We start from the raw sequence: 22,465 nt of genomic DNA, 5'->3' as shown, positions 1-22,465 counted from the left end.
TTTTTATTTCGAATCGTCAGTTTCATTTTCAGTAAGCTCTTTACTCACTTCACGAAGATGCGCCTTTACAGCTTCAAGCTTTCCTTCCATCGTTGAAGGCTTATCTCTACGGTCATCAATTCTAATGTTCGTCGCCACACGCTTTAATCCATGTTTAAATGGCACCTCATGAATAGCTTGTATGACTTCAAATAAGATTGGTAACTCTCCTTCAATTAACGTGCTCATAGGTGTAAGTTGATACTTGATTTTGTCATCATATGACTTTAAAACCTCTTGAATCTCAGCTACATATTTACTCACACTAGGACTTTCTGTACCAATTGGGATAACAGTAACATCTACAATTGCCATTTGCTTCTCCTCCTTTTTAGATGTAGGTTTCCTTACGATTAATCTTTCTGGAAACTCCTTGCTCGCTAGCCGTCGATATGACTCAATCGATGCCATTAAATGGGTTCGTTCTGGTTCTGTTGTTGTCACATGAATCTGCAACCAATAGGAAATACTTAATATCACCTTTCTCAGCCAAGTAAACTTCTTAACGTTCATAAGCCTTTGAACGACTGGCACAAGAATTAGCCCGCTATATGATGCCATTTCTAATGAAGTAGATGCTTGTCTAGTCAAACCAAATAAAACGGCTGCACCGACTAATACACTCATAAAATAAATGACCACGGCATTTGTAGAACAATACCGGTTAGTAATACTAGCTTTTTTAATTTGAAACATTCGCGGCCTTCTGATAACTCCTTTATCACTAAATACTTTGTGTTCGGCTCCATGATATTTTTTTAACTCATTAGGAAAAAGAAAATGCGTTCCAAACATTAGATAAAAAATGGAGTATAAGGGCATACCATTCCATCCTATAGGATGCCAAATTGCAATGATTTTAGGTACAAAAATTAGCCCTATGTAAGTGAAAGTGAGAAACTTAAACCATATTGGCATTGACCACATAATCTGCTTCATCATCGTAAGTATTGTACGACCGCCAATCGGCTTCAGCCAACTCTTTAACATACCTTTTTCATGGTATGCACACGAAATGTGTTGTTTCCCTATGTAAAAGATTCCATTCTGATAAGAGAGTCCTCTAATTTTCACTTAGATACCAGTCCTTTTTTATATAGAGGTATTAAAAAAGTCATTTCTACCTTTTTATAGCTCATCACAGTTTTAGCATGTCATTCCACACCTTAACCGATCACTCAAACACTTTAATCCAATAAGGAACATTAGTTGCACCTGTAAAAACAGGTGATGAGAACGTTGCATCTTCCTTTTCAAGAGGGCTATGCTCCGTCCAAGTATGGAGAAGTTGAACCTTAACATCGTCAACGTTAAGATCTGCACCTTCTATTTTCACCTTAACTTGCCCTAGATTTCCATAGCTTTCATGGTCAACTAGTTTGTTAGAGAAAGCAAAGATCACCCCATTTTCAACAGTGGTGCCTACAGATTCCTCGATCACATGTTCTGAATAAAGAAGTTCAACAAGCCCGTCTTTTATATCTACATCCGTTCTTACTTCTCCTGTCGAACTATCAAGTACATATATACCGATGTAATCTTCACCGTATAAGCCTTCTGCTGGCATCACAGTCCAATCCCATCCTGCCTCTATCTGTAGACCACTTTCTATTTCAGTAATATTTACTTGAGAATTTAAAATCGTTTGAAGGTCCTCATTCGTAATCGTTTCAGAGTTTTGCAAGAATTGATAGCCTCCAATTAACATTACCAACATCAGAATACCTGGTAAAATGAGTACAGGTTTATTTCCACCGAACATCGTTGTCGTCTTCCTTTCTGTGCCTTTCTTGAACTTCCTTTAACCAATTCTACCTATATTCCTGTATAATCGACTTCTCTTTCATTATAACGCAACCTTCCTTTTTACGGAAAGCCGGGGTTAAGTAACATTTAAGCCCGCTATACGGATTTTCTCCTAGCGGGCTTAGGTTTTGGTATGTTTGACAACGGACTACGTTTTACTCAATTATGGCTTTTTCACTTTGGAAGCGACGATAAGCCGAATGATTAGTCGGTCCAATCCCCTTGCCAATCTCAAGAGAAGAAGAAATGGCAGCCGTAATAAAAGCTTTTGCTGTTTCAACTGCTTCTTTAGTAGGAACCCCTTTAGCAAGTTCCGCAGCAATCGCTGCAGCAAATGTACATCCCGTACCGTGTGTATGTTTAGTTTCAACTCGTTTTGTCTCTAGTACATGAATGGATTTACCATCGTACAACAAATCAATTGCTGGCCCTTCTGTTAAATGACCACCCTTAATGACCACATAGGCTGGGCCAAGCTTATGAAGATCAATAGCTGCTTGTTTCATTTCATCGATTGTTTTCATTTCTTCACGCCCAAGCATTTTTGCGGCTTCAGGTAGATTAGGAGTAATCACTGTCGCAATTGGTAGAAGCTCTTTGGTCAGAGCCCTAATAGCCTCTTCTTGTAATAGAGCCGCCCCTCCCTTAGCAATCATAACTGGATCGACGACAATATTCTTCACTTCATACTCTTTTAACTTTCTTGCAACTAATGAAATAATGTCCGCCGAAAATAACATTCCCGTTTTAACTGCATCTGTGCCGATATCAGATAAAACAGCTTCTATTTGTGCTTCTATTGCTTCTAGTGTTTGTGGAAAAACTCCATGAACACCAAGTGTATTCTGAGCCGTTAATGCCGTAATTACACTCATGCCAAATGTATTTAGTTCTTGAAACGTTTTAATATCAGCTTGAATTCCAGCCCCACCACCACTGTCGGAACCGGCAATCGTTAAAGTTTTTGCAATTGACATATGTTTCATCCTTTCAATGCATATGTATACAGGTTGCTTCGAGTTTAACCCCCAAAAGGTAAAGTTCGACCTTTTGCCTTGTTTTGTGCGAACATATTTGCAATGTCTCCACTCACTACCGCCTTTTATGAGAAGACCACTCAAAAAAGGCTTAAAACCACGTATCGGCTCCGCTCATTGCTTCGAGTTTAACCCCCAAAAGGTAAAGTTCGACCTTTTGGGGGTTAAACTCTAAAACCGTTCTGGTTTGCATGATTGAAGTGGTTGGTAAAATGGCTTTTCATCAAGTAAGTCCGCGACAGCAACTGCTGTGATAGGACTTAGTAATATTCCATTTCGGTAATGTCCTGTTGCAAACACAACATGTTGTGCTCCTTCTAGTTTTCCGATTAGCGGAAATCCATCTTGAGTTGCTGGACGTAAACCTGCCCACGTATGAAAAGGAGTTTCTTTCTCTAGAAATGGGAAAACATGCTTATTCCAATTGGTTAAACGGGCAATTCCTTTTTCTGTTACATCCGTTTTAAATCCAGCAATGTCTTCAGATGCCCCATTGACTAATGTTCCATTAGCCTTAGGAACGAGGTAGCCTTGACTTGTGTATACAATATGTTTCACTCGTTCAACTGGGATTTCATATGCACAGATTTGTCCTCTTATTGGATAAACTGGTATTCGAATACCAAAGGTATTCTCAAGTTCACCTGACCAAGCTCCTGAACAAACAATGAGCCGATCTCCAATAAATTTCTGACCATCTTTTGATTGTACAGTAATGGAACTTTTCCAATCGAGTATCTTCACTTGCTCTAATTGTTCAATGATCTCAACTCCATTTATACGACATGCAGCTTCAAGCGCCTTTACGTAATCTGGAGCAAAAACATGACTTTCCCCAGGGTAATACATAGCCGCCTTTACATCTTTCGCGAGTGAAGGTTCCATTTTCCATAAGCGCTCTCCTGAAATCAGCTCAGCCTCAGCTCCCCACTCGCGCTGCCACGATTGTCTTGTTTCAAGTGCTAATACATCTGCGTCATGATAAACCGCATGGAGGCTACCACTTTCCGTATACTCGAAATCCATCTGTGAACTTTTTTTTACATCGGCTTGCCATTTATTGTATAAACGTAAACTATCTAAACATAACCTGAAAAAATCATCAGGATCTTCTCCAATTTCTGAAAAAGGAGCAAGCATTCCAGCTGCAGCTCCTGAGGCTTGTCCCCCACAAGTTGTTTTCTCTAAAACCGTAACGTTGTAATTACGTCTGCTTAGCTCAAAGGCTGTCGCAAGACCAATCACGCCACCCCCAAGAATCAGTACTCGTTCCTGCACAATCATTCTCCCCCTAAGGCTCTTTCTATTTTGAAACGTATGAAGCTAAACCACTACTTGCTGTGGCATACTTTTTCTTCGGAATTCGTCCAGCTTCATAAGATAACCGACCTGCTTCAATCGCATATTTCATAGCCATCGCCATTTTAACCGGATCCTTCGCTTTAGCTACTGGTGTATTCATTAGTACTCCATCTGCCCCGAGTTCCATTGCCTGAGCGATATCCATCGCTGATCCGAGTCCAGCATCAACAATAATTGGCACTTGCGCTTGTTCCACAATAAGCTGTAAATTATAAGGATTTAAAATTCCTAAGCCAGTACCAATTGGTGCTCCCCCTGGCATAACTGCGGCTGCCCCAGCACTTTCAAGTTTTTTACAAAGTACAGGGTCATCTGATGTATAAGGCAGCACAACAAATCCTTCTGCTGCTAGTACTTCAGTTGCTTTTAATGTTTCAATAGGATCCGGAAGAAGTGTTTTTTCATCTGCACTAATTTCCACTTTAATCCAGTCGCTTAAGCCAGAAGCTTTTGCGAGTCTCGCAATCCTGATCGCTTCTTCCGCGGTTTTGGCACCAGATGTATTAGGCAAGTACGTAAAAGACATTCCTTCAAGATGTTGTAAAATTGCATCTTCATTCGGTGCACCTAGGTTTACTCGACGGATTGCAAATGTTAAAACCTCTGCTTCAGAAGCTTTAATGGCTTCATTTTGAACAAAAGGATTAGGATATCTCCCCGTACCAAGAAAAAATCTCGATGATAATTCCTTCCCCGCAATCGTTAATTTTTTATCTAACATATCTTCATCCACCTCCAACAAATTGAACAAGTTCAATTTTCATTCCATCGTTTAATTTTGTTTCTTCCCAGCTCCTACGTTCAATAATTACACCATCCACTTCAGTAACAACAAGATCGGGATCAAGGCCAAAATGTGTAATAACTTCAGTAAGATTAGAAATCTCTATTTCATGTTCTTCTCCATTAATAACTAAACGCATCGTTTATTCTCCCTTTTTAGATAGAATTTTTATGAATGTTTCGCAAACTCCCTTTATATCATCTGCACCAACAATCTCACTAATCATACAAATTCTAGTTGCACCTGCTTGTAGCACTTGATCAACATTATGCAACTTAATTCCACCAATCGCTACGAACGGAATCGTTATTTCATCAGCAACTTGCTTAACATAAGCAGTAGTCACTGGGTCAACAACGTCCACTTTGCTATTTGTGTGAAAGATCGGGCCAACACCGATGTAATCAGCACCACCAGCTTCGGCTTCAAGAGCTTCTTCAAGTTTATGTGTTGAAATTCCAATGATCTTATCTCCAACAATTTTTCTAGCTTCAGCTAATGGTAAATCATCTTGACCTATATGAATGCCATCTGCATCAACCGCAAGCGCGACATCAATATGATCATTTACTATAAACGTAACACCATACTTACGTGTTAACTCTCTCAACGCCTTTGCCTTTTTTAAGACCTCCCTCTTACTACTAGACTTATCACGAAGCTGAATAATATCAACACCGCCACGAATCGCTTGCTCCATCACTTCGATTAAATCACGTCCTTGGTGAAATTCTTCACCTGTAATTGCATATAACTTAAATTCTTTCATGTTGTACTCCACCTTTATCAATAATCTGTATATTCAAGATAACAAGTCAATAGCCACTTAGTTTTCAGCGTTAATAAAGAAACAACCTTTTTTATCAACCTTTAATATGAAAAAAACCGTATCCGAACGAACGGAATACGGCTGCGATGACTTCCCTACGCTGGCGTGATCCAGATCAGGTATAAGGGTAAAAGGAACTCCTTTTTCTCAGCCCATTCACATGGACACCCCTAGTCTTGAAAATACTACTAGTTATTACTCTCATTATGACAGACTCTTACTAAAAATCAAGAGCTGAAACTGTTTATTCAATCTTTAATATTCCCAAACCGGACTAAGAATGCCCTCACTTAAATCGAATACATTTTCAAATCGGTCTCCTATCAGAATACTTGCCCCCCCCGGAGAAATAGAGATCGGAACATGGTGATCTAGCGTTGTTAGCTTCGTCTCAGAATCAGCATATACATTATAGGCAATTAAATCATATCCTTCCGTATAGCTAATGAAATCACCACTTGATTTCGGACGAAGAAAATAAAAAATTCCATTTTCATTGTCATATGTGTAATAAGGGATCCACCACTGTTCTGAATAAGTGTTCAAGATGGGGACTTCTATCTGTCTAAACCTTTCTTGATTATCATAAAACTTATAGACAGAATAAAGATCATAATCTGTTTCTACTGTTATCGACAAAGATAAGCCATCTGGAAAACTTGTGTAAGCAATGACATCCTCCTTCCACAACTTTGTCTCACCCGTTTCCACATTGGCTTGATAAAGAGGAGCACGAAAACTAGGCTCTAGTTCATCCCACTTTAAATAAGCAACCGTATCAGAAGAGATCCATTGAATATAAGATTGTTCTAGGTTAACTTGCTTGATCCTCTCCTCTTCGACATTGACAAAATACGTTTCAAAATCCCAATCTGGTAAATAAGCTGTCATAATGAAAGAAGCAGGTTCATATTCGTTCCAATAAACCGAATATTCTTCACCAAAATCTTTTATCGTTAGTTTATTCTCACCTTGTTTGTCTACAATGACAATTTCAGATTGATCTAGCTCATTTATTACATGCACAGCAAACAACGAATGATCGACATTGACATTGACATTTACGATCCAACCCTCCATCTCAAAAAAGATAGAAGACTCTCCCGTGAAAAGATGGTGCTTATGTAAGGTTGATCCTTCAATACCCTCCTGTAAAAATAAAACTGTCTCGTCATCGAACCAATTCATGACCTCTACTACTTGACTAGATTCATGCACTGGAACAATTGCAGATCCATTAAAAAATGAGCTTGGTACATCTCGCTTTACTGGTGAATCAATAAGACTTTTTGGTAAAGGCTGACTCTTGAGCGGGGGTTCAGTACAGGCTGTTACTGTCAGTAGTATAACTATTAAAATCACTTTTCTCACAGCCTCATCCCCTTCTCTTTGTCCATTTTTAGTATTCGACGGTTCCATATATATTAGACGGATAATTGCATTAAAATGTTTCAAACTCATCAAAAAACACTCAAAAAAAAGATCACTCAACCGATTCTCTAAAGAACTACATTATAGCGCGAAATTGAATCATTTTGCACTATTTTTCACTTAAAGAAAGCCGATTGAGTAATCTATTTAATTTTAAGTAATGAATATCCTTTCTATATCATTTAAGCGCTACGTTCATTATGTTAATTTCCTTCTTTTTTAGCCTTGGATAAAACGTGCACCAGCAATTCCTGGGTTTGTCATTTCTTTAGGATCAAGGATTTCGTTTAGCTCTTCCTCAGATAAAATCCCTCGTTCTAGACAAATTTCTCTTACGGGGCGACCTGATTTGATCGCTTCTTTTGCAACCCTTGATGCGACCTCATATCCAACATGAGGGTTGATGGCTGTAATAATCCCAACGCTTCTTTCGACTAACTCACGACAGTGATCAATATTAGCTGTCAATCCATCAATCGCATAGTCCCTAAAGACACGAATTCCATTTTGTAAGATCGAAAACGATTGCAATAAGTTGAATACTAAAACAGGCTCCATCACATTCAGTTCAAGCTGTCCTGCTTCTGAGGCTAAACAGATCGTGTGATCATTTCCAATTACTTGAAAAGAAATTTGATTAATGACTTCACACATAACTGGATTCACTTTCCCAGGCATAATCGATGAACCTGGTTGTCTGGATGGCAGATTGATTTCATTAAAGCCGGTACGAGGTCCTGAACTCATAAGTCTTAAATCATTTGCTATTTTAGATAAATTAATTGCTGTAATTTTTAAAGCACTTGAAACTTCCGTATAAGCATCCGTATTTTGAGTTGCATCCACAAGGTTTTCAGCCGTTTTAATTGGATAGCCTGTTATATCAGCCAAATACGATGATACCTTTTTAATATATTCAGGCTTTGCATTTAATCCCGTACCCACGGCTGTAGCTCCCATATTCACTTCGTATAAATGACCAACAGATCGTTTGATTCGGCCAAGGTCACGAGTTAGAACACGACGATAAGCACCGAACTCTTGCCCTAATCGAATTGGAACTGCATCTTGAAGATGTGTTCTACCCATTTTTAAAACATCGTCAAACTCAGTCTCCTTTTCTTTCATTGTATCTATCAGCTTTTCTAATTCCATCGTTAAACCGTCCGCTAATCGAAGTGCGGAAATATGAATAGCTGTAGGAAAAGCATCATTTGTCGATTGGGCCATATTAACATGTGTATTAGGACTAACACGGATGTACTCTCCCCTCTTACCACCTAGCAATTCAATTGCACGGTTTGCTATGACTTCATTCGCATTCATATTAAAAGAAGTACCAGCTCCTCCTTGAATCGCATCGACAATAAAATGAGGATCAAAATTTCCATTAATCACTTCTTCAGCCGCTTCTATAATAGCGCCGGCTATATTGACTTGTAGAACGCCCACATCTCGATTAGCCATCGCTGCAGCTTTTTTCACGAAACCAAAAGCACGAATAAGCTCAGGATGTGGGGGATATCCAGTAATTGGAAAGTTTTCCCTCGCACGCATCGTTTGAATCCCATAATAGGCTTCCTTAGGTACTTGCTTTTCCCCAATTAGATCTCGTTCCGTTCTGAATTCTGACATTCACATTTATCTCCTTTATTAAAACTACCAGTATTTATCGGTTTTCTTCTCTATTATATGTGTATGTGTAAAAAAAGCTAGTGTGACCCTATCCTTGCTTAGCAAGCCAAGCTCCACCAATGACACCTGCATCATTTCCTAGTGTGGCAATTTTAAATTCACACCCTTCTTCGACTCGATCTAATGCGAAGCGTTTAAACTGTGCTTCTAGTGGGTCTAAAAGAAGTGGGCCTGCCTTTGAAACTCCACCACCTAAAACAATTTTTTCAGGGTTTAGAGCATTGGCAAGGTTAGCTAGTGCAAGACCTAAGTGAAAACTCACCTCTTCAATCACTTTAACAGCAAGCTTGTCCCCTGCTTCCGCAGCTTCAAAAACGTCTTTAGATGTAATTATTGCATTCTTATCAAATATCGCTTTAAGAACACTCTCAGAATGATACTCAAGGCTTTCTACCGCAAGCCTTGCTAAACCTGTAGCTGATGCAACGGTTTCTAAGCAACCTGTTTTTCCACAGTTACAAGCCGCTCCACCTATTGGAATTGATGTATAATGACCGATCTCCCCAGCCATTCCATTAACCCCATGCTGAATTTGTCCGTTTGTTATAATTCCACCGCCTACACCCGTTCCAAGAGTTACACAAAGAAGGTTTTTTGCACCTTCACCTGCACCCGTCCACATTTCACCAAGTGCTGCAATATTGGCATCATTATCTACCGTTACAGTAAGACCTGTCTCTTTCTCGAGTTTATCCTTTAACGGAAAATCTCTCCAGCCAATATTGACTGCATGATAGATGAAGCCAGTTTCCATATTGATGAATCCTGGGGCACCTAATCCTATCGAAATTAAGGAATCCTTCTTTTCTCCTAGTTCCTCACATTTCTCTTCAATTGATTTTCCTATTTCACTAGTAATGTGCTTTCCATCTTCCATTTTATTCGTTGGTATTTCCCATTTTGTTACAATCTCACCTTGAGATGTTACAAATGCCAATTTAATAGTAGTTCCACCGACATCTACACCTACATACCATTTCTTATTCATGTTTCTCCACCCTCAACCTTATTTATTTTTTCATTTCGTAAGGTGAGTAACCCCTGCTGAAGTTGATAGACATCTATTAATTTCATATCGTACAGTTCACGTAACTCGTCCTCCATTAGCATAAGATCAAGAGAACGGTCACGCGTATAAATAATGGTTCCATGTTTTTTTAATAGCTGCCCTATGTCATACATTGTTTTCATAAGCCCACCTCAGTTTTATTATAACAGCTTCAATACCGATACGAAAAGAAGCCAAACAAGAGGAGTGAAAGCAGAATAGGAATGGCGCCTTAAGGCATGTTGAATTTGCACTTGCATGTAGAGTCCTAAGGCCAATGCTACAGTGAATAATATGCCTGAAACTATTGTGAAAAACGTTCTAAATTCTAGTAATCCCCATTCAATACCCATGAAAAAAAACATCAGTCCTAAAACACTGAGTAGAACCCGATCCTCAGGATGGAAAAATCCTAAAGTTGGATGATATCGACTAAAACATGCAACAATAAATAAAATCGCCAATATTGCTAATACAATTTCAATTACACGAATAGCCATCCATCCACTAATAAACATTCCAGTGATCATTCCCATATAACATAGAAATAAGAAAAATAAAGAAAATAAGAAAAGATGAAGTGGCTTAACTGGCTCGCGTGGAGCAGCCAATAAACCACCGATCGTTAATCCAATTGTGAAAACAAACACTAAAATGATCATGATGATCCACATGAGAAAACACCATCCTTTTTTCGGCGCGTTTTGAATTGATAACTCTCGCACAACATATCAAGAACACTGTTATGCAAAGCCTGTTATGGTATGATATGTTTGTCTCAAGAAAAAAAGAAGGACAAAGTACAGTTTGAAAAGAGGGAAAAATAATGAGCGAAAAAGTTCAAGATATCATTGACCGTGCGATTTACGGTACTCCTGAAATTAAACCTGAAGAAAGAAGTTTATTCTTATCTACTATATTAGAACGAATTCATATCGCACTCACAAAAAAACAAGTCATTCATAAGGGGATATACCCTGAAGTAATAGAAATTATGAAGCAAAAATCGACCTTACATTTGTATGTCAATGGAGATTTAAATTACAGTAATTATTCCAATTATATTCAAGAGGCAAACAAACTTGGTGTTCGTTTTACGATCGTGAGTCCACAGAAAAAAACTCCTTTTGGACTTGTATTAGCAGATCAATCTCGTGCTGTCGATCAAATCAATGTTTTTATTAAAGATGATTTATATTCACGAGAAATGGAAGAACAATTGTAAAAAAGGGTGACTCAACTAATAATTGAGTCACCCTTTTACATTAAAACCATAGTGTACAATTTCTAATACTTATCTATCTGGGTCATTCGGATGCACCGCTGTTGGTCTACGTTTCTTGACCGGCATGGAAACACGGAACAAGACATCACGTAATGCTAAAGCATTAAATGGAATGAACGGCCACATATAAGGGGTACCTAAAGCTTTTAGGTGAACCAACATTAACAGCCAGATGGTTATCCCTATTAGAAATCCAGGTAAACCAAATATAGCCGTACTAATTAATAAAACAACTCGAATTAAACGATTAGCTAGACTCATCTCATAACTTGGGGTTGCAAATGTACCAACTGCAGCAATAGCTAAGTATAGAACCACTTCAGGTGAAAATAATCCGACGTTAATGGCCACATCACCAATCAACAGGGCTGCAACAAGTCCTAAAGCAGTAGCAAGGGCGTTAGGTGTATGAATCGCAGCCATCCTTAGCATTTCTATCCCAGTTTCAGCTGCTAAAAACTGAATATATAAGGGTACAGTTCCTTCCTCTTGGGCTCCGATAAAATCTAAAGTATGCGGGCCTAATTGATCATGTGTTGCTAAAAGATACCAAAGTGGAATTAAGAAAAGCGATGCCCATACTGCCAAAAAACGGACAAATCTTAAGGCCGTTCCAACAACTGGTTTTTGACGATATTCCTCTGCATGCTGCATATGATGCCAAAATGTTGTCGGAGAGATCATCACACTAGGGGAACCATCCACCATAATAATGACATGTCCTTCCAATAAATGCGTAGCCGCAACATCAGGCCGTTCCGTGTAACGCACCATCGGATAAGGATTATAATTATGGTCGAAAATAAACTCTTCAATTGTCTTATCTCCCATTGGCAGTCCATCTGTTTCAATTTTAGCGAGCGAATCTTTAATTTCACGTACAATTTCTTGGTCGGCAATATCTGCAATATATGTAATCGCCAAATCAGACTTAGATCGTCGACCTACTGAAACATACTCAACTCTCATCGTCCTATCACGAATTCTTCTTCTCATAAGAGCCGCATTCATAACAAGTGTCTCGACAAATCCATCCTTTGAACCGCGGACTACTCTCTCAGTATCAGGTTCTGCCGGCCCACGCACTGGATATTCACGTGTATCGACTAAAATTATTTTATCAAGGCCTTCGACAACTAATGCTGCTGGTCCTGCAAGAACTTGATCTACTACATTATCTAAATCGTTGGTTGTTTCTATTTCTGCATAAGGAATATGGTGCTTAATTAATTTATCTAATGGTCGATCCGCTAAATCAGATGCTTTCATTATACGCAATTCACGTTGAATCTGAGTAATGGCTTGATCTTTCCCAAAACCATCAACAAGGAAAAGCGACATTTCTCGATCAGCGTGTTCAAGCTCTAAATGGATTAAATCAAAACTTGTATCTACATCTAGTTCCTTTTTTAAAAACTCAACATTCTGTTTATAGATGATTGTTACAGGATTCTTAATGTCTTTGTTGCTCATCCATGGCCACCTCCAATACCTTTACATTATTTGCTTTCTTATCTAAATCCATGCATTGATCATGCATAATGTCTTTGTTAAAGACATATAAATGGTGCAAATAGTTTGTCCATGGAGGGACTAGTATGAGTAAATGGAAATTTGCAATCACTTTATTAATTACTTCATTTTGCGTTGGACTCTTTCTTGTCATTACGATTAAACCTGAGCCATTAAGGGACGCGTTAATTTTCTTCCCCATAGATCCAAATGCTACCTTTGAAGAGTCCACGTCGCGAATTCAATTCCAAGCGATGGAAGATGAAGATGAGTACACTCTTGATTGGACAGTTACTTCCGTTTTAAATCAGGACGCTTATTTACGACAGGATGTTTCTCTTTTATTTGAAGATGGTTATCTAAAAGATACACTCTCTACTTGGAAAGAGAATACATCAACTATTCAAATGGAAAAAGATATTAAGTCAGATGATAGTGGCAATTATCGAGTTGTGACCTTTCACCATGCTGAATTACATTACCCCAATGATGAGATCAAAAGTGCTCAAAAACTTAGTTTTGATCAGCTTTATGTCATTGACTCTCCTTTAAGTCCACTTCATGCGTTTCGCATCCCGGAAACGGAAGAAGAAAAAGAAAGTAAACGAATATTAGATTATATTATTAAACAACAGCAAGATTATGATTGGGATTCTTTATTTGACTATTACAATCTTCCAAAAGATGGCTATCTCCGTATAGCATTAACCGATTTAGTTCTATACGAAGAAAAACCTTTACCTGGTTTAACTCAGGAAAAAACTGCTCAATTCCTAGGAGGTCTGTGGGAAGGATTATATAAACACTACGTACTAGGAATTACAAAACAAGACGGAACCACCGTTAGCCCTGTTGGAAGTACCGTCCCTGTTATTCTCGTACCCAAGTCTGCCGACCACTTTTTTGTCCTTTTTCGGACATCAGATGGAGAGCCCATTCAACTTCTGCAAACTCTTCAAAATTAATACTTTTCTATGTATTCCTATTCCTAGTAGGTGTGAGATAAACTCACACCTACTTCACTTCACGTTGTGCTTACCATACTTCAATCAACTACCGAAGTTTTTCTTGCAAATCAAGATAGGCTTGATTAGGTTGAATTTGTACAGCTACTTTTATTGAAGCACGGGCTTCATCTAACTGATTAAGTTCTACATAAACCAGGGCTAAATTATAATGAGCTTCATGGAAATCAGATTGCCTGTTAATCGTTTCAAGTAATAACATTTTTGCTTCTTCATAGTTCTCAAACTTGGCTTCTGCGTAAGCTAAGAGGAAAGTTGCTTCTGGTATGTTTGCCCCTTGATCAACAGCTCGCTTCAAAAAAGGATAGGCCTGTTCTATTTTATCTTCTTGCAGATACTCTTGCCCAATTTGTAATTCTAATAAAGGAGAGCTCGCTTTGCTGTCATTTGTTTCACCAATCCAATAAAGACCCATCACAGAAAATAGCGTTATGACTAAAAAGGCAAATTGTTTTACTGATGTTCGATGTTTAGGTAATTGAACGATAAAACCAGCTAAAAAACCTCCAATTAGTCCGCCAATATGAGCACCATTATCCACCATCGGAAAGGCGAAGCCAAAAACTAAATTAATAACGAGGACTGTTAATACATTTTTCCCCATCGTACGAAGAAACAGCTTTCTATGAATCATTCCAAAATAAAGAAGCGCTCCAAAGCAACCAAATATGGCTCCAGATGCACCAGCTGCTACCTGCTCATTAAAAGCAAAACTAGCAACAGAACCAGATAAACCAGCTATTAAATAAATGATAAGAAAGCGAATTGTTCCAAACATTCTCTCTACTGTTCCTCCTAGATAAAACAGCGCTAGAGAATTCATAAATAAATGCAGGAATCCAATATGTAAAAACATGGCAGTGAATAGCCGCCACCATTCTCCTTCTAGAATAAGTGGATTATATTTTGCACCAAATTCGATTAACGTAAGAACTGAAGTACTACTACCATTTTGTTCTAAGATATAAAACATGAGTGCGACACTTACTAATAATAGATAAGTAGCAATTGGTTTCCCATAGAAAAACAATAATTTTTCTTTGCTTTCACGTTGCTCGACAGCTTGATGGATTTGTTGTTGTAAAGAAAAAATGGTCATTTCTAACTCCTCAATTGTATGAATAGAAGGCGCAGAAGAAAGTTCCATCTGATTTGCTTCTAAACGATCAATAATTGAGGAAAAAACGGTCGTTCGTTTTTTTCTACTTTCATAGAATGGTTTATTGATCTCATCCCACTGGTCAACAGGAGGATAAACACTTATATAAACATTTTCTCCAATTACACTTCCTAAACGTAATTTTCTTCGTACTAGATCAAATGCTTTTACTGATTCAGGAACATCTCTTCTTAACCAACTAGAAAAGTCTAGATCGACGCGAACAACCCGAATAAGACGCCTTGGTTTGGAGTCTTCATCTTCTAGCCATACCTCTTTGTTGTTTAGCCTATGAATTCGATACCCCTTTTGAAAAACATAGTGGTGAATAAATCTCCAATAGAAATAGTCTTGGTTTAATTGTTCCATAAAGAACCTCCTTTCAAAAATGGTTTCTTTAACATTATAACAAGTTTTACTTTTTCTTGAAGAAGATCTAAGATAAAAAGAGCCTGCCTTCAATAACCCTTGAAGACAGGCTCTTACTGCTTACATATTCTGTTGTGGACGATTAAACTGTAAAACTGAACCTAGTACTTTATCGCGAATAAATGGAATTTGCATCGCGACCATCACTGCAAGCTTTCGTAACATCCGACGCCCAAGTACGGCATTAACCAGGCGATAACGGTACTTATAGGCAAAGTACATTGAAAATACAAACGATAGAATTGAAATAAGGCGTTGGAACATCATCATCCCTCCTACCTTTAATTTGTGTTCGAAGCCGCTTTTTTATCCAAACCTTCTTAGTGTGAGAGAATAGATGTTAGTATGATAATAAATCATGCACAGATTTCGTCGCTTCTAATAGCACGTTAGCCGAATAATGAAGCTTTTTTGCTCTTCCTTACTAAGTTTTAAATCGATAATCTCTCTGACGCCTTGACGATTAATAACAGCTGGAACACCCATGTATACGTCATCAAGTCCATACTCTCCTTGTAATAAGGTTGATATTGTAAAAATTGAATTCTCATTACGCAAGATAGCTTTAGTTAATCGAACTAACCCCATAGCAATCCCATAATAAGTAGCGCCTTTTCTTTCAATAATATGATACGCAGCGTCACGCACTTCGACAAATATCTCATCTAATTGATGCATATCAATATTACGATAACTTAAAACTGGTTTACAACCAATATCAGCATGACTCCACACAGGCAGTTCTGTATCTCCATGTTCCCCCATAATATAAGCATGAACATTTCGCGAGTCTACATTAAAATACCGTCCAATTAAGAATTAGCTCCAGCTGTAATAACGACAAGATCAGCCTCTTTACAGTCTTCATAAGTCCCAGCCCATATTTTCATTGGCGAACCAAAAGGCCATGATTTAAATCCATCGCATCTCCTTCTGCCTTTTCTTTGTTTACATCAAGCAATACCAGTTCATCAACTACTTCTTGATTCAGTAAGGCATATGCATAGCTCGAACCAACAAACCCAGTACCAATTACTACAACTCTTGATCTGTTATCTATACGCTCCATAAACAGCCAGCCCCCTTCCTTAATATGCTGAGTTTACCCACCCATATATTTGCTATACAAAGACTTTGCTCTTGTCATATCCTCTGTCCCTTGTATGAGCACTCGTCCATCAGGAAATAATACTAGCCTTTCTCCTTCTTTTAAATGAACTCTTAAAAGAAAAGGTGTTACTTGTACTTCAGCAACTCCTTTTAGCCTTTTTGACCAAACGTTTAAATCAATTTTTTCTTTTCGTTGAATTTGAACCGTCTCTCTACCACAAAGAGTCGTAATATGATCTTCTTCATCAAATAACGCAGGGTACTCTTTTTTCTGGCACGTAGGACAATCACTTTTAGGTGCATCCATTTTCAAATCAAATTGATGGTTTCTCCATACATCAAAGCTTCGTAATGTCCCTCTAAGTGCTTGATGATCATCAACCAAGTATTTAAGTACCTCAATCACCTGATAAGAGGCAACAATATCAACAACAGGACTAATCACGCCTATTGTATCGCATGTTTGTCCATTGCCTTCACCATGATTAATAAAACAGCGCAGGCAAGGAGTTTTGTTAGGAATGAACATAGCAGACATGCCTCTTGCACTTACAGCTCCTCCATAAGCAAATGGAATTCCTAATTTAAAACACATATCATTTAAAAGAAAACGGGTTCTGAAATTATCGGTTCCATCTAAAACAAGATCAATTCCTTCTAATAACCCTGGTAATGTCGCAACTGTCACATCTGTTACAATCGCTTCTATAGAAACAGATGAGTTGATTGCTTTTAATTTCCTTTCAGCCGCTACTGCCTTAGGCAAACTATCGCGAACGTCTTGTTCATCAAATAACATTTGCCGCTGCAAATTGCTCATCTCAACATAATCTCGATCCACTATTCGAACGAGCCCTACACCGGCTCGCACTAAATGATTAGCAAGAACGGTTCCAAGCGCACCAACGCCAACAATGAGTACCGATTTGGTGCCCAACTCCTTTTGACCTTTTTCGCCAATAGGTGAAAAACGTATTTGCCTTGAATAACGTTCTAATGACTCCTCCATTCATATTCCTCCTTAGATAGACTAGATTAACTCACAGATTCTCCTAGGGCATTCTATTACGCTGTTACAAACCAACCAACAGTAATGCCGATAAGAGAACCACAAACCGTACATGCCAAATTAACGATATCGTTATTTATCCATTCTATTCCTTTTATTCTAACCGTTTCTACCCCACAATGTCTTTTACTTTCAGTCTCAATTAGGCAAGTAGGACAACGATAAAAGACTTGCCATATCGCCCCAAGCAAACTATCAATAAAATGCCCAATAAATCCAGTTAAAGTCAGGATCATTAAAAGCATGTAGCTTTTATCATAATCTCGCCACCAAAAGGAAATAGCAACCATAGCGATCAAAAAACTACCTGCAAAGGCAGCTGTTGACCCTAGTACTGTCATAGCACCAGATGTTCCTACCTCCACACGTTTTCTTTTTATTAAATGAAAGGGTTTATTTTTACTAAAAGCTCCAACCTCAGATGCCCACGTATCTGCATTAGCTGCGGCCAAACTTCCTACAAATCCACAAATGATGATGGAGGATGGGAAGAACGGATAGATACATGCAAGTAAAGCTGCTATACCACCGTTTGCTAGCACTTGAATAGCATCTCTTTTTTCTCCTTTTTCTGTAACTTCATTCTTCTTTCTTCCCTTTAAAGACCCCAGCAAAGTTGAACTTAAGAAGAAAATTCCAAGTAAGAATAAACCAAACACTTGTAAACCAAGTGCAATAAGAGAGCCAACGATGCAAGCAGCAACCAAACCTGATATCGTGAGCTTTTTTTTCAAAAAAGTGAAAAATGCTAAAATGAAAACGCCAACAAGAAGAAGCGTTATCGGTATCATCGATAAAAACCCGTTGGACTTATAATATGATCTATTTTCCAGTCATGAATGTCAACGGGGACTTCCTTAACCAGCTGACATGAAAAGGCTAACGCAATTGTCGGTGCTTTAATATGAGGTAGGAAACGATCATAGAACCCTCCACCATAACCTAAACGATACCCTCTCTTATCAAAGGCTACTCCAGGAACAATGACTAACTCCATTTCTCCTTTGCTAATAATTCGACAAAGAGTTTCTTTAGGTTCTTTCATTCGAAATGCACTTTGTTCTAATTGGTCAAAGCTAGTAAGTTCATAAAAAGTCATTTTTTTCGTTTTAAAATCCGCTCGAGGGACCGCGATTTTTTTATTTTCTTTCCATCCCTTTTTAATAATTTCATATGTATCTACCTCTTGATCACGAGGAATGGTTAATGCTATTACTTGAGCACCGTTCCAATATGGCGAATCAAATAAGTGTTGTGCTATTTGCTTTGACTCTTCTATGTATTGTTCTTCTGTAAGACGACCAAGTACCTCGGTCACATGTTTGCGAATTGATAGCTTTTTCTCCAAAACGCCCACTACTCCCTTTTTTATAAATTCCTTTATTTATAGATCTGCCCTATATTGCTCAGTTGCATCACAGTTTAGTTTACATCTATAAAAAAAAAGCAGCGGATAAACCAGCTGCTTACTTTGTTTCGCGGTGTAGCGTATGACGCTTTAATCTTGGGCTGTATTTTTTAAATTCAATACGCTCAGGATTTGTGCGTTTATTTTTTGTAGTAATATAGTTACGATCTCCTGTTTCAGTGCAAGCAAGAGTTACTTGTACACGCATTTGCTATCCCTCCAAACTATGCTTACTTCATACTTGAATATAATAGCAAATTCTCGGGAAGCAATCAAGTGTTTTTTCTTTACAGTGATGTTCATTAGTTCCAGTAAAGGATGTCTAACACAAGTTAAGTTCTCATTTTTCGTTTATATTAGCAAGATTTATAACGTTCGTTCTGCCGCACTTTTTAATTGATGATACATCTTTTGCTTATCATGTCTCGCATAGATTTCCTGTTCAGAATGTCCGGATATTTCCCAAATACGTCCATAGGTTTCTTGCCAAGGTTCAAGTTCCACCTTGGTGACAATCATACTTTCAAGACCGTCACGACATAAAGGCGCAAGAGCCAATCTACCTTCTCGTTCAAACCATATCTTCTCCTTTTTTCCAACAGCAAGTTGACTTTCCTTTTCTCTATTAAATCTCGAAGAAACTAAAGTTAACTGACTCTCATTATGCTGCATGATAGCATGCTTAGAAGGAGATACAAATGAAATGCTTTTTGTTTTTTCTTGATTGTGTTGACAATAGAAAACAAATTTCACTTCTTTTTTGCATTCAGTTTGGTTTTTCAAAATAAGAGTCATGACACTTTCGTGATCGGTTGGAGCGCTTTCTTGTAAAACAGTGATTTGCATTCCCCACTTTTTATGATAGGCCACTAAAATCGACAATGTTGAAGTGTGATCTAATTTCGGAGACAGATCCCACTCCTTACTACTTAACCAAGAGCATTCTCCATCCATCCATATACCAAAACTCTTTATAAATTGAGATTGATAGTGTGTTGTTGTAATTCGTTTAGGATGTTTGCTTTTTAATAACGTTAATTTGTTCAATGTATTCACCCGCCAATTGTTTTGCATGCTCTCCATCTTTAGATTGAGCATAGATTGTAAATAATCCATCTTCTTGGTCTGGTATAATATAGGTCCAACTATCTTCTTGATGTACTTTCATTCCATCAATAAGTTCGACTTCTTTTCCTTTGATAGACTCCATTAACTTCCGCATAACAAGTCCTTTTTGCTCGGTCCTGCAAGTAATCTCTTCCTTATAAATCGATTGAATTGGTAGCTTTGTCAAAAGTGTTGATAAAGACATTTCTTTTTCTGTTAAATATTCCAATAAATGAGTGATCGCAAAAGGAGCGTCATAATACATCATTTGTACAGTACCTTCAGATTCCATCATTGCTCTAGCTGATGTCTTAGAACGGATTAATGTCTTATCATAACTAGCTGCAATCTCCTCAAGGGCGGATCCACCGTAAAGTGGAATAGCTAGTTTTGAACGCAATCCTTTTTCAAGTTGTAATAATAAAAACAATGTCATCTGTTCTTCCTCAGTGACAAGTTTCCCATCCTCTGTCATTAAGCTGATAAATTCACCACTCTCACCTAACATGATTGAAAAATCTATGTTAAGGGTGAGCAAATAAGTTTTCATAGCTTCGATATCAATCTGTTTTGGAATTTGATAGACAACGCAACCAAGTTTCTCTAGCATTGATGGTAAAAATGTTAGTTCATTTGCCGCTTCATTATGAAGTCCTACCTTCCACTTTCTTTCTTTAACTGCTATCTGATTGACATTCCTTATAAGTTGTTGTTCGTACTTATCTTCTAGTGCGCTGTTATACTCTAATTTTCCAATGTAATCAAACGCTACTCGACGATAGGCATGAAATAAGATAATTTGCTCGAGTTCACGTTGATTGGTTGAATCAATTGGTAAACCCTCTTCGTTAAAAAATTCTATAACCATTTGCTTTTCTGCGTTCCGACCAGATAGTCTAATGTAAACTCCACCTTGTACTGCTTCGTTTTCAACACTATATCTTAAGATTGGAAGCATTGTCTGTCCAAGTTCGACCACATGAACGCCAACTGCTTGTAAACTTTGGATCAAAGAAAGTTTTAAAAGCTCTGAGAATGAGTTTCCGTCGCTTGCCACTAACACTTTGTCTCCTTGATTTAGCAGACTTCCGTATGCAGCCCCTAATTTCGAACCGTTCTCAGGAGTCAATTCAACATTTGCAATTCCAGTAGCTTTATGACCAGTTAAGAGAGATCTAACGCCAACTTCGTTCCAAATAAAGGCTTTTTCAACCGTTGAAAATTCCTCAATTCTCTTATATGGCCATACTTTAGCCTCAGGTTGGATGATTGCTCCTTCACCCACTGTACTATGATGTCCAACGACTACATCTTCATATATAGAGGTCTTCGGTCCTACTGTGACCCCATGACATAATGTCGCACCTCTTAGCTCACTGTTTTCACCAATGTAATTCCCATTCCAGATAACTGATCTTTTTAAAGAAGCTCGATTCGAAATGGTTGTCCCTGAACCAATAATCGTATGTGGACCGATGATAGCTCCTGTTTGGATAATCGTATTAGAACCAATAGCTACAGGAGCTTCGATCGTTACACCTTCTTCAAGAATGACATTTTCACCGATCCAAATATGAGGTTCCACTTCGGTTCCAGCAATATCAGCAATAAGCTCTCCATTTAAAAGATCACTATGCGCCTGACGATATTGCTTTAAGTTCCCAATATCGGACCAATACCCTGTTGCAGAATACCCATAAAGCCCTGCTTTTTTCTCTAACAGACGCGGGAATACATCTTTGCTAAAATCACAAATTGCATTCCTTGGGATGTAGGAGAAAATACTAGGATCCATAATATAAATCCCTGTATTGACCGTATCACTAAATACTTCACTCCAACTTGGCTTTTCAAGGAAACGAATAATTTGATTTTGTTCATCTGTCATAATAACGCCAAATTCAAGCGGACATTCGACTTGTTTCATAAAAATGGTTGTAACACTATTATGCTCATTATGGAAGTCCACTCCAGCTTTTAGGTCAAAGTCAGTTAAGGCATCTCCACTTACAACTATAAAAGGTTCATCTAGAAAAGATTCAGCTTGTTTTACACTACCCGCTGTACCCAGAGGGGTTGTTTCTTCGAAGTAGGTTAGATTTACACCGAACTTGGAACCATCTCCGAAATAATCTCTTATTACATCTGGTAAATATTGAATTGTAACCGCAATATCCGTAATTCCATACTTCTTTAACAGCTCAATACTATATTGCATAACAGGTTTTTCAATTAATGGAACCATTGGTTTTGGTACATTACAAGTTAATGGGCGTAGTCTTGTTCCTTTTCCTCCAGCCATGATGACACCTTTCATTACATCAAACCTC

General features: G+C 38.1%; 23 protein-coding genes, 2 pseudogenes and 1 riboswitch. Of the genes and pseudogenes, 2 read left to right on the top strand and 23 right to left on the bottom strand.

The annotated features are described in order from the left end of the window. Positions 1-3: 3 nt before the first annotated feature. The 13 genes and pseudogenes from LDX58_RS25715 to LDX58_RS00945 all read right to left on the bottom strand — a co-directional run bounded on the left by LDX58_RS25715 (position 4) and on the right by LDX58_RS00945 (position 10,705). The gene (locus tag LDX58_RS25715; protein WP_265416539.1) at positions 4-354 is read right to left on the bottom strand and encodes an MTH1187 family thiamine-binding protein; all 351 of its coding nucleotides are present in this window, start codon (positions 352-354) and stop codon (positions 4-6) included. Positions 355-432: 78 nt separating this feature from the next. Beyond that, a pseudogene (locus LDX58_RS25710) lies at positions 433-1,113 on the bottom strand (DUF1385 domain-containing protein); the annotation flags it as partial. A 100-nt stretch (positions 1,114-1,213) separates the two neighbouring features. Continuing rightward, complete coding sequence (locus tag LDX58_RS00995; protein WP_227934999.1) at positions 1,214-1,801, bottom strand: hypothetical protein; 588 nt, start codon at positions 1,799-1,801, stop codon at positions 1,214-1,216. A gap of 199 nt (positions 1,802-2,000) precedes the next feature. After that, the gene (gene thiD, locus LDX58_RS00990) at positions 2,001-2,822 is read right to left on the bottom strand and encodes a bifunctional hydroxymethylpyrimidine kinase/phosphomethylpyrimidine kinase (RefSeq protein ID WP_227934998.1); all 822 of its coding nucleotides are present in this window, start codon (positions 2,820-2,822) and stop codon (positions 2,001-2,003) included. 231 nt (positions 2,823-3,053) lie between these two features. Further along, a complete protein-coding gene (gene thiO / locus LDX58_RS00985) occupies positions 3,054-4,160 on the bottom strand; it encodes a glycine oxidase ThiO (protein WP_227934997.1) in 1,107 nt (368 codons plus the stop codon). 25 nt (positions 4,161-4,185) lie between these two features. After that, positions 4,186-4,965, bottom strand: a complete 780-nt coding sequence (locus LDX58_RS00980; RefSeq protein WP_227934996.1) for a thiazole synthase — start codon at positions 4,963-4,965, stop codon at positions 4,186-4,188. Positions 4,966-4,969: 4 nt separating this feature from the next. Continuing rightward, on the bottom strand, positions 4,970-5,167 hold the full coding sequence (gene thiS, locus LDX58_RS00975; RefSeq protein WP_227934995.1) for a sulfur carrier protein ThiS: 198 nt from the start codon (positions 5,165-5,167) through the stop codon (positions 4,970-4,972). Between the two features lie 3 nt (positions 5,168-5,170). Then, on the bottom strand, positions 5,171-5,797 hold the full coding sequence (gene thiE, locus LDX58_RS00970; protein WP_227934994.1) for a thiamine phosphate synthase: 627 nt from the start codon (positions 5,795-5,797) through the stop codon (positions 5,171-5,173). Positions 5,798-5,932: 135 nt separating this feature from the next. Beyond that, a riboswitch (TPP riboswitch) is annotated at positions 5,933-6,039 on the bottom strand. A 73-nt stretch (positions 6,040-6,112) separates the two neighbouring features. Next, a complete protein-coding gene (locus LDX58_RS00965) occupies positions 6,113-7,228 on the bottom strand; it encodes a YqgU-like beta propeller domain-containing protein (protein ID WP_227934993.1) in 1,116 nt (371 codons plus the stop codon). A 279-nt stretch (positions 7,229-7,507) separates the two neighbouring features. Beyond that, positions 7,508-8,923: an aspartate ammonia-lyase gene (aspA, locus tag LDX58_RS00960; RefSeq protein WP_227934992.1), complete on the bottom strand. Its 1,416-nt coding sequence runs from the start codon at positions 8,921-8,923 to the stop codon at positions 7,508-7,510. Positions 8,924-9,011: 88 nt separating this feature from the next. Next, positions 9,012-9,971 carry an ROK family glucokinase gene (locus tag LDX58_RS00955; RefSeq protein WP_227934991.1) on the bottom strand — a complete coding sequence of 320 codons (960 nt, stop codon included), beginning with the start codon at positions 9,969-9,971 and terminating at the stop codon, positions 9,012-9,014. After that, positions 9,968-10,174, bottom strand: coding sequence for a YqgQ family protein (locus LDX58_RS00950; RefSeq protein WP_227934990.1), 207 nt, complete (start codon positions 10,172-10,174; stop codon positions 9,968-9,970). Before LDX58_RS00950 ends, LDX58_RS00955 begins: the two co-directional genes overlap by 4 nt. A gap of 18 nt (positions 10,175-10,192) precedes the next feature. Then, positions 10,193-10,705, bottom strand: coding sequence for a hypothetical protein (locus LDX58_RS00945; protein WP_227934989.1), 513 nt, complete (start codon positions 10,703-10,705; stop codon positions 10,193-10,195). A gap of 152 nt (positions 10,706-10,857) precedes the next feature. On the opposite strand from LDX58_RS00945, the gene LDX58_RS00940 reads away from it, so the two are divergent. Next, on the top strand, positions 10,858-11,256 hold the full coding sequence (locus LDX58_RS00940; protein WP_227934988.1) for a YueI family protein: 399 nt from the start codon (positions 10,858-10,860) through the stop codon (positions 11,254-11,256). Positions 11,257-11,325: 69 nt separating this feature from the next. On the opposite strand, the gene LDX58_RS00935 is transcribed toward LDX58_RS00940, so the two are convergent. Continuing rightward, complete coding sequence (locus LDX58_RS00935) at positions 11,326-12,789, bottom strand: spore germination protein (RefSeq protein WP_227934987.1); 1,464 nt, start codon at positions 12,787-12,789, stop codon at positions 11,326-11,328. A gap of 125 nt (positions 12,790-12,914) precedes the next feature. Here LDX58_RS00935 and LDX58_RS00930 point away from each other — a divergent pair, with 125 nt between their 5' ends. Next, positions 12,915-13,793, top strand: a complete 879-nt coding sequence (locus tag LDX58_RS00930) for a hypothetical protein (protein ID WP_227934986.1) — start codon at positions 12,915-12,917, stop codon at positions 13,791-13,793. 88 nt (positions 13,794-13,881) lie between these two features. Here LDX58_RS00930 and LDX58_RS00925 read toward each other — a convergent pair whose 3' ends face one another. The 9 genes and pseudogenes from LDX58_RS00925 to LDX58_RS00885 all read right to left on the bottom strand — a co-directional run bounded on the left by LDX58_RS00925 (position 13,882) and on the right by LDX58_RS00885 (position 22,452). Further along, positions 13,882-15,381: a rhomboid family protein gene (locus tag LDX58_RS00925; RefSeq protein WP_227934985.1), complete on the bottom strand. Its 1,500-nt coding sequence runs from the start codon at positions 15,379-15,381 to the stop codon at positions 13,882-13,884. Between the two features lie 120 nt (positions 15,382-15,501). Further along, complete coding sequence (gene yqgO / locus LDX58_RS00920) at positions 15,502-15,705, bottom strand: protein YqgO (RefSeq protein ID WP_227934984.1); 204 nt, start codon at positions 15,703-15,705, stop codon at positions 15,502-15,504. 76 nt (positions 15,706-15,781) lie between these two features. Continuing rightward, positions 15,782-16,510, bottom strand: a pseudogene (locus tag LDX58_RS00915) (lactate/malate family dehydrogenase). A gap of 33 nt (positions 16,511-16,543) precedes the next feature. Further along, positions 16,544-17,560, bottom strand: a complete 1,017-nt coding sequence (locus LDX58_RS00910) for a ThiF family adenylyltransferase (RefSeq protein ID WP_227934983.1) — start codon at positions 17,558-17,560, stop codon at positions 16,544-16,546. 56 nt (positions 17,561-17,616) lie between these two features. Next, a complete protein-coding gene (locus tag LDX58_RS00905; protein ID WP_227934982.1) occupies positions 17,617-18,411 on the bottom strand; it encodes a DUF92 domain-containing protein in 795 nt (264 codons plus the stop codon). Beyond that, positions 18,408-18,968 carry a 5-formyltetrahydrofolate cyclo-ligase gene (locus LDX58_RS00900; RefSeq protein WP_227934981.1) on the bottom strand — a complete coding sequence of 187 codons (561 nt, stop codon included), beginning with the start codon at positions 18,966-18,968 and terminating at the stop codon, positions 18,408-18,410. The genes LDX58_RS00905 and LDX58_RS00900 overlap by 4 nt, the downstream gene beginning before the upstream one ends. 118 nt (positions 18,969-19,086) lie before the next feature. After that, positions 19,087-19,236 carry a 50S ribosomal protein L33 gene (rpmG, locus tag LDX58_RS00895; protein ID WP_034624960.1) on the bottom strand — a complete coding sequence of 50 codons (150 nt, stop codon included), beginning with the start codon at positions 19,234-19,236 and terminating at the stop codon, positions 19,087-19,089. 158 nt (positions 19,237-19,394) lie between these two features. Next, positions 19,395-20,075, bottom strand: coding sequence for a hypothetical protein (locus LDX58_RS00890; protein ID WP_227934980.1), 681 nt, complete (start codon positions 20,073-20,075; stop codon positions 19,395-19,397). Continuing rightward, the gene (locus tag LDX58_RS00885; protein WP_227934979.1) at positions 20,038-22,452 is read right to left on the bottom strand and encodes a sugar phosphate nucleotidyltransferase; all 2,415 of its coding nucleotides are present in this window, start codon (positions 22,450-22,452) and stop codon (positions 20,038-20,040) included. The genes LDX58_RS00890 and LDX58_RS00885 overlap by 38 nt, the downstream gene beginning before the upstream one ends. Between the last annotated feature and the right edge of the window lie 13 nt (positions 22,453-22,465).

This window comes from Alkalihalobacillus deserti, assembly GCF_020734105.1.
GTDB lineage: Bacteria > Bacillota > Bacilli > Bacillales > Bacillaceae_D > Halalkalibacter > Halalkalibacter deserti.
Note: the sequence above shows the minus strand (reverse complement) of the source record. Positions and strands in the feature narration are given on the sequence as shown.

What these genes read in the sequence shown, in the direction of transcription:
- LDX58_RS25715 (WP_265416539.1), bottom strand. Translation starts at nt 354, where the DNA reads ATGGCAATTGTAGATGTTACTGTTATCCCAATTGGTACAGAAAGTCCT.
- LDX58_RS00995 (WP_227934999.1), bottom strand. Translation starts at nt 1,801, where the DNA reads ATGTTCGGTGGAAATAAACCTGTACTCATTTTACCAGGTATTCTGATG.
- thiD (WP_227934998.1), bottom strand. Translation starts at nt 2,822, where the DNA reads ATGTCAATTGCAAAAACTTTAACGATTGCCGGTTCCGACAGTGGTGGT.
- LDX58_RS00980 (WP_227934996.1), bottom strand. Translation starts at nt 4,965, where the DNA reads ATGTTAGATAAAAAATTAACGATTGCGGGGAAGGAATTATCATCGAGA.
- thiS (WP_227934995.1), bottom strand. Translation starts at nt 5,167, where the DNA reads ATGCGTTTAGTTATTAATGGAGAAGAACATGAAATAGAGATTTCTAAT.
- thiE (WP_227934994.1), bottom strand. Translation starts at nt 5,797, where the DNA reads ATGAAAGAATTTAAGTTATATGCAATTACAGGTGAAGAATTTCACCAA.
- aspA (WP_227934992.1), bottom strand. Translation starts at nt 8,923, where the DNA reads ATGTCAGAATTCAGAACGGAACGAGATCTAATTGGGGAAAAGCAAGTA.
- LDX58_RS00955 (WP_227934991.1), bottom strand. Translation starts at nt 9,971, where the DNA reads ATGAATAAGAAATGGTATGTAGGTGTAGATGTCGGTGGAACTACTATT.
- LDX58_RS00950 (WP_227934990.1), bottom strand. Translation starts at nt 10,174, where the DNA reads ATGAAAACAATGTATGACATAGGGCAGCTATTAAAAAAACATGGAACC.
- LDX58_RS00945 (WP_227934989.1), bottom strand. Translation starts at nt 10,705, where the DNA reads ATGTGGATCATCATGATCATTTTAGTGTTTGTTTTCACAATTGGATTA.
- LDX58_RS00940 (WP_227934988.1), top strand. Translation starts at nt 10,858, where the DNA reads ATGAGCGAAAAAGTTCAAGATATCATTGACCGTGCGATTTACGGTACT.
- LDX58_RS00935 (WP_227934987.1), bottom strand. Translation starts at nt 12,789, where the DNA reads ATGAGCAACAAAGACATTAAGAATCCTGTAACAATCATCTATAAACAG.
- LDX58_RS00930 (WP_227934986.1), top strand. Translation starts at nt 12,915, where the DNA reads ATGAGTAAATGGAAATTTGCAATCACTTTATTAATTACTTCATTTTGC.
- LDX58_RS00925 (WP_227934985.1), bottom strand. Translation starts at nt 15,381, where the DNA reads ATGGAACAATTAAACCAAGACTATTTCTATTGGAGATTTATTCACCAC.
- yqgO (WP_227934984.1), bottom strand. Translation starts at nt 15,705, where the DNA reads ATGTTCCAACGCCTTATTTCAATTCTATCGTTTGTATTTTCAATGTAC.
- LDX58_RS00910 (WP_227934983.1), bottom strand. Translation starts at nt 17,560, where the DNA reads ATGGAGGAGTCATTAGAACGTTATTCAAGGCAAATACGTTTTTCACCT.
- LDX58_RS00905 (WP_227934982.1), bottom strand. Translation starts at nt 18,411, where the DNA reads ATGATACCGATAACGCTTCTTCTTGTTGGCGTTTTCATTTTAGCATTT.
- rpmG (WP_034624960.1), bottom strand. Translation starts at nt 19,236, where the DNA reads ATGCGTGTACAAGTAACTCTTGCTTGCACTGAAACAGGAGATCGTAAC.
- LDX58_RS00885 (WP_227934979.1), bottom strand. Translation starts at nt 22,452, where the DNA reads ATGAAAGGTGTCATCATGGCTGGAGGAAAAGGAACAAGACTACGCCCA.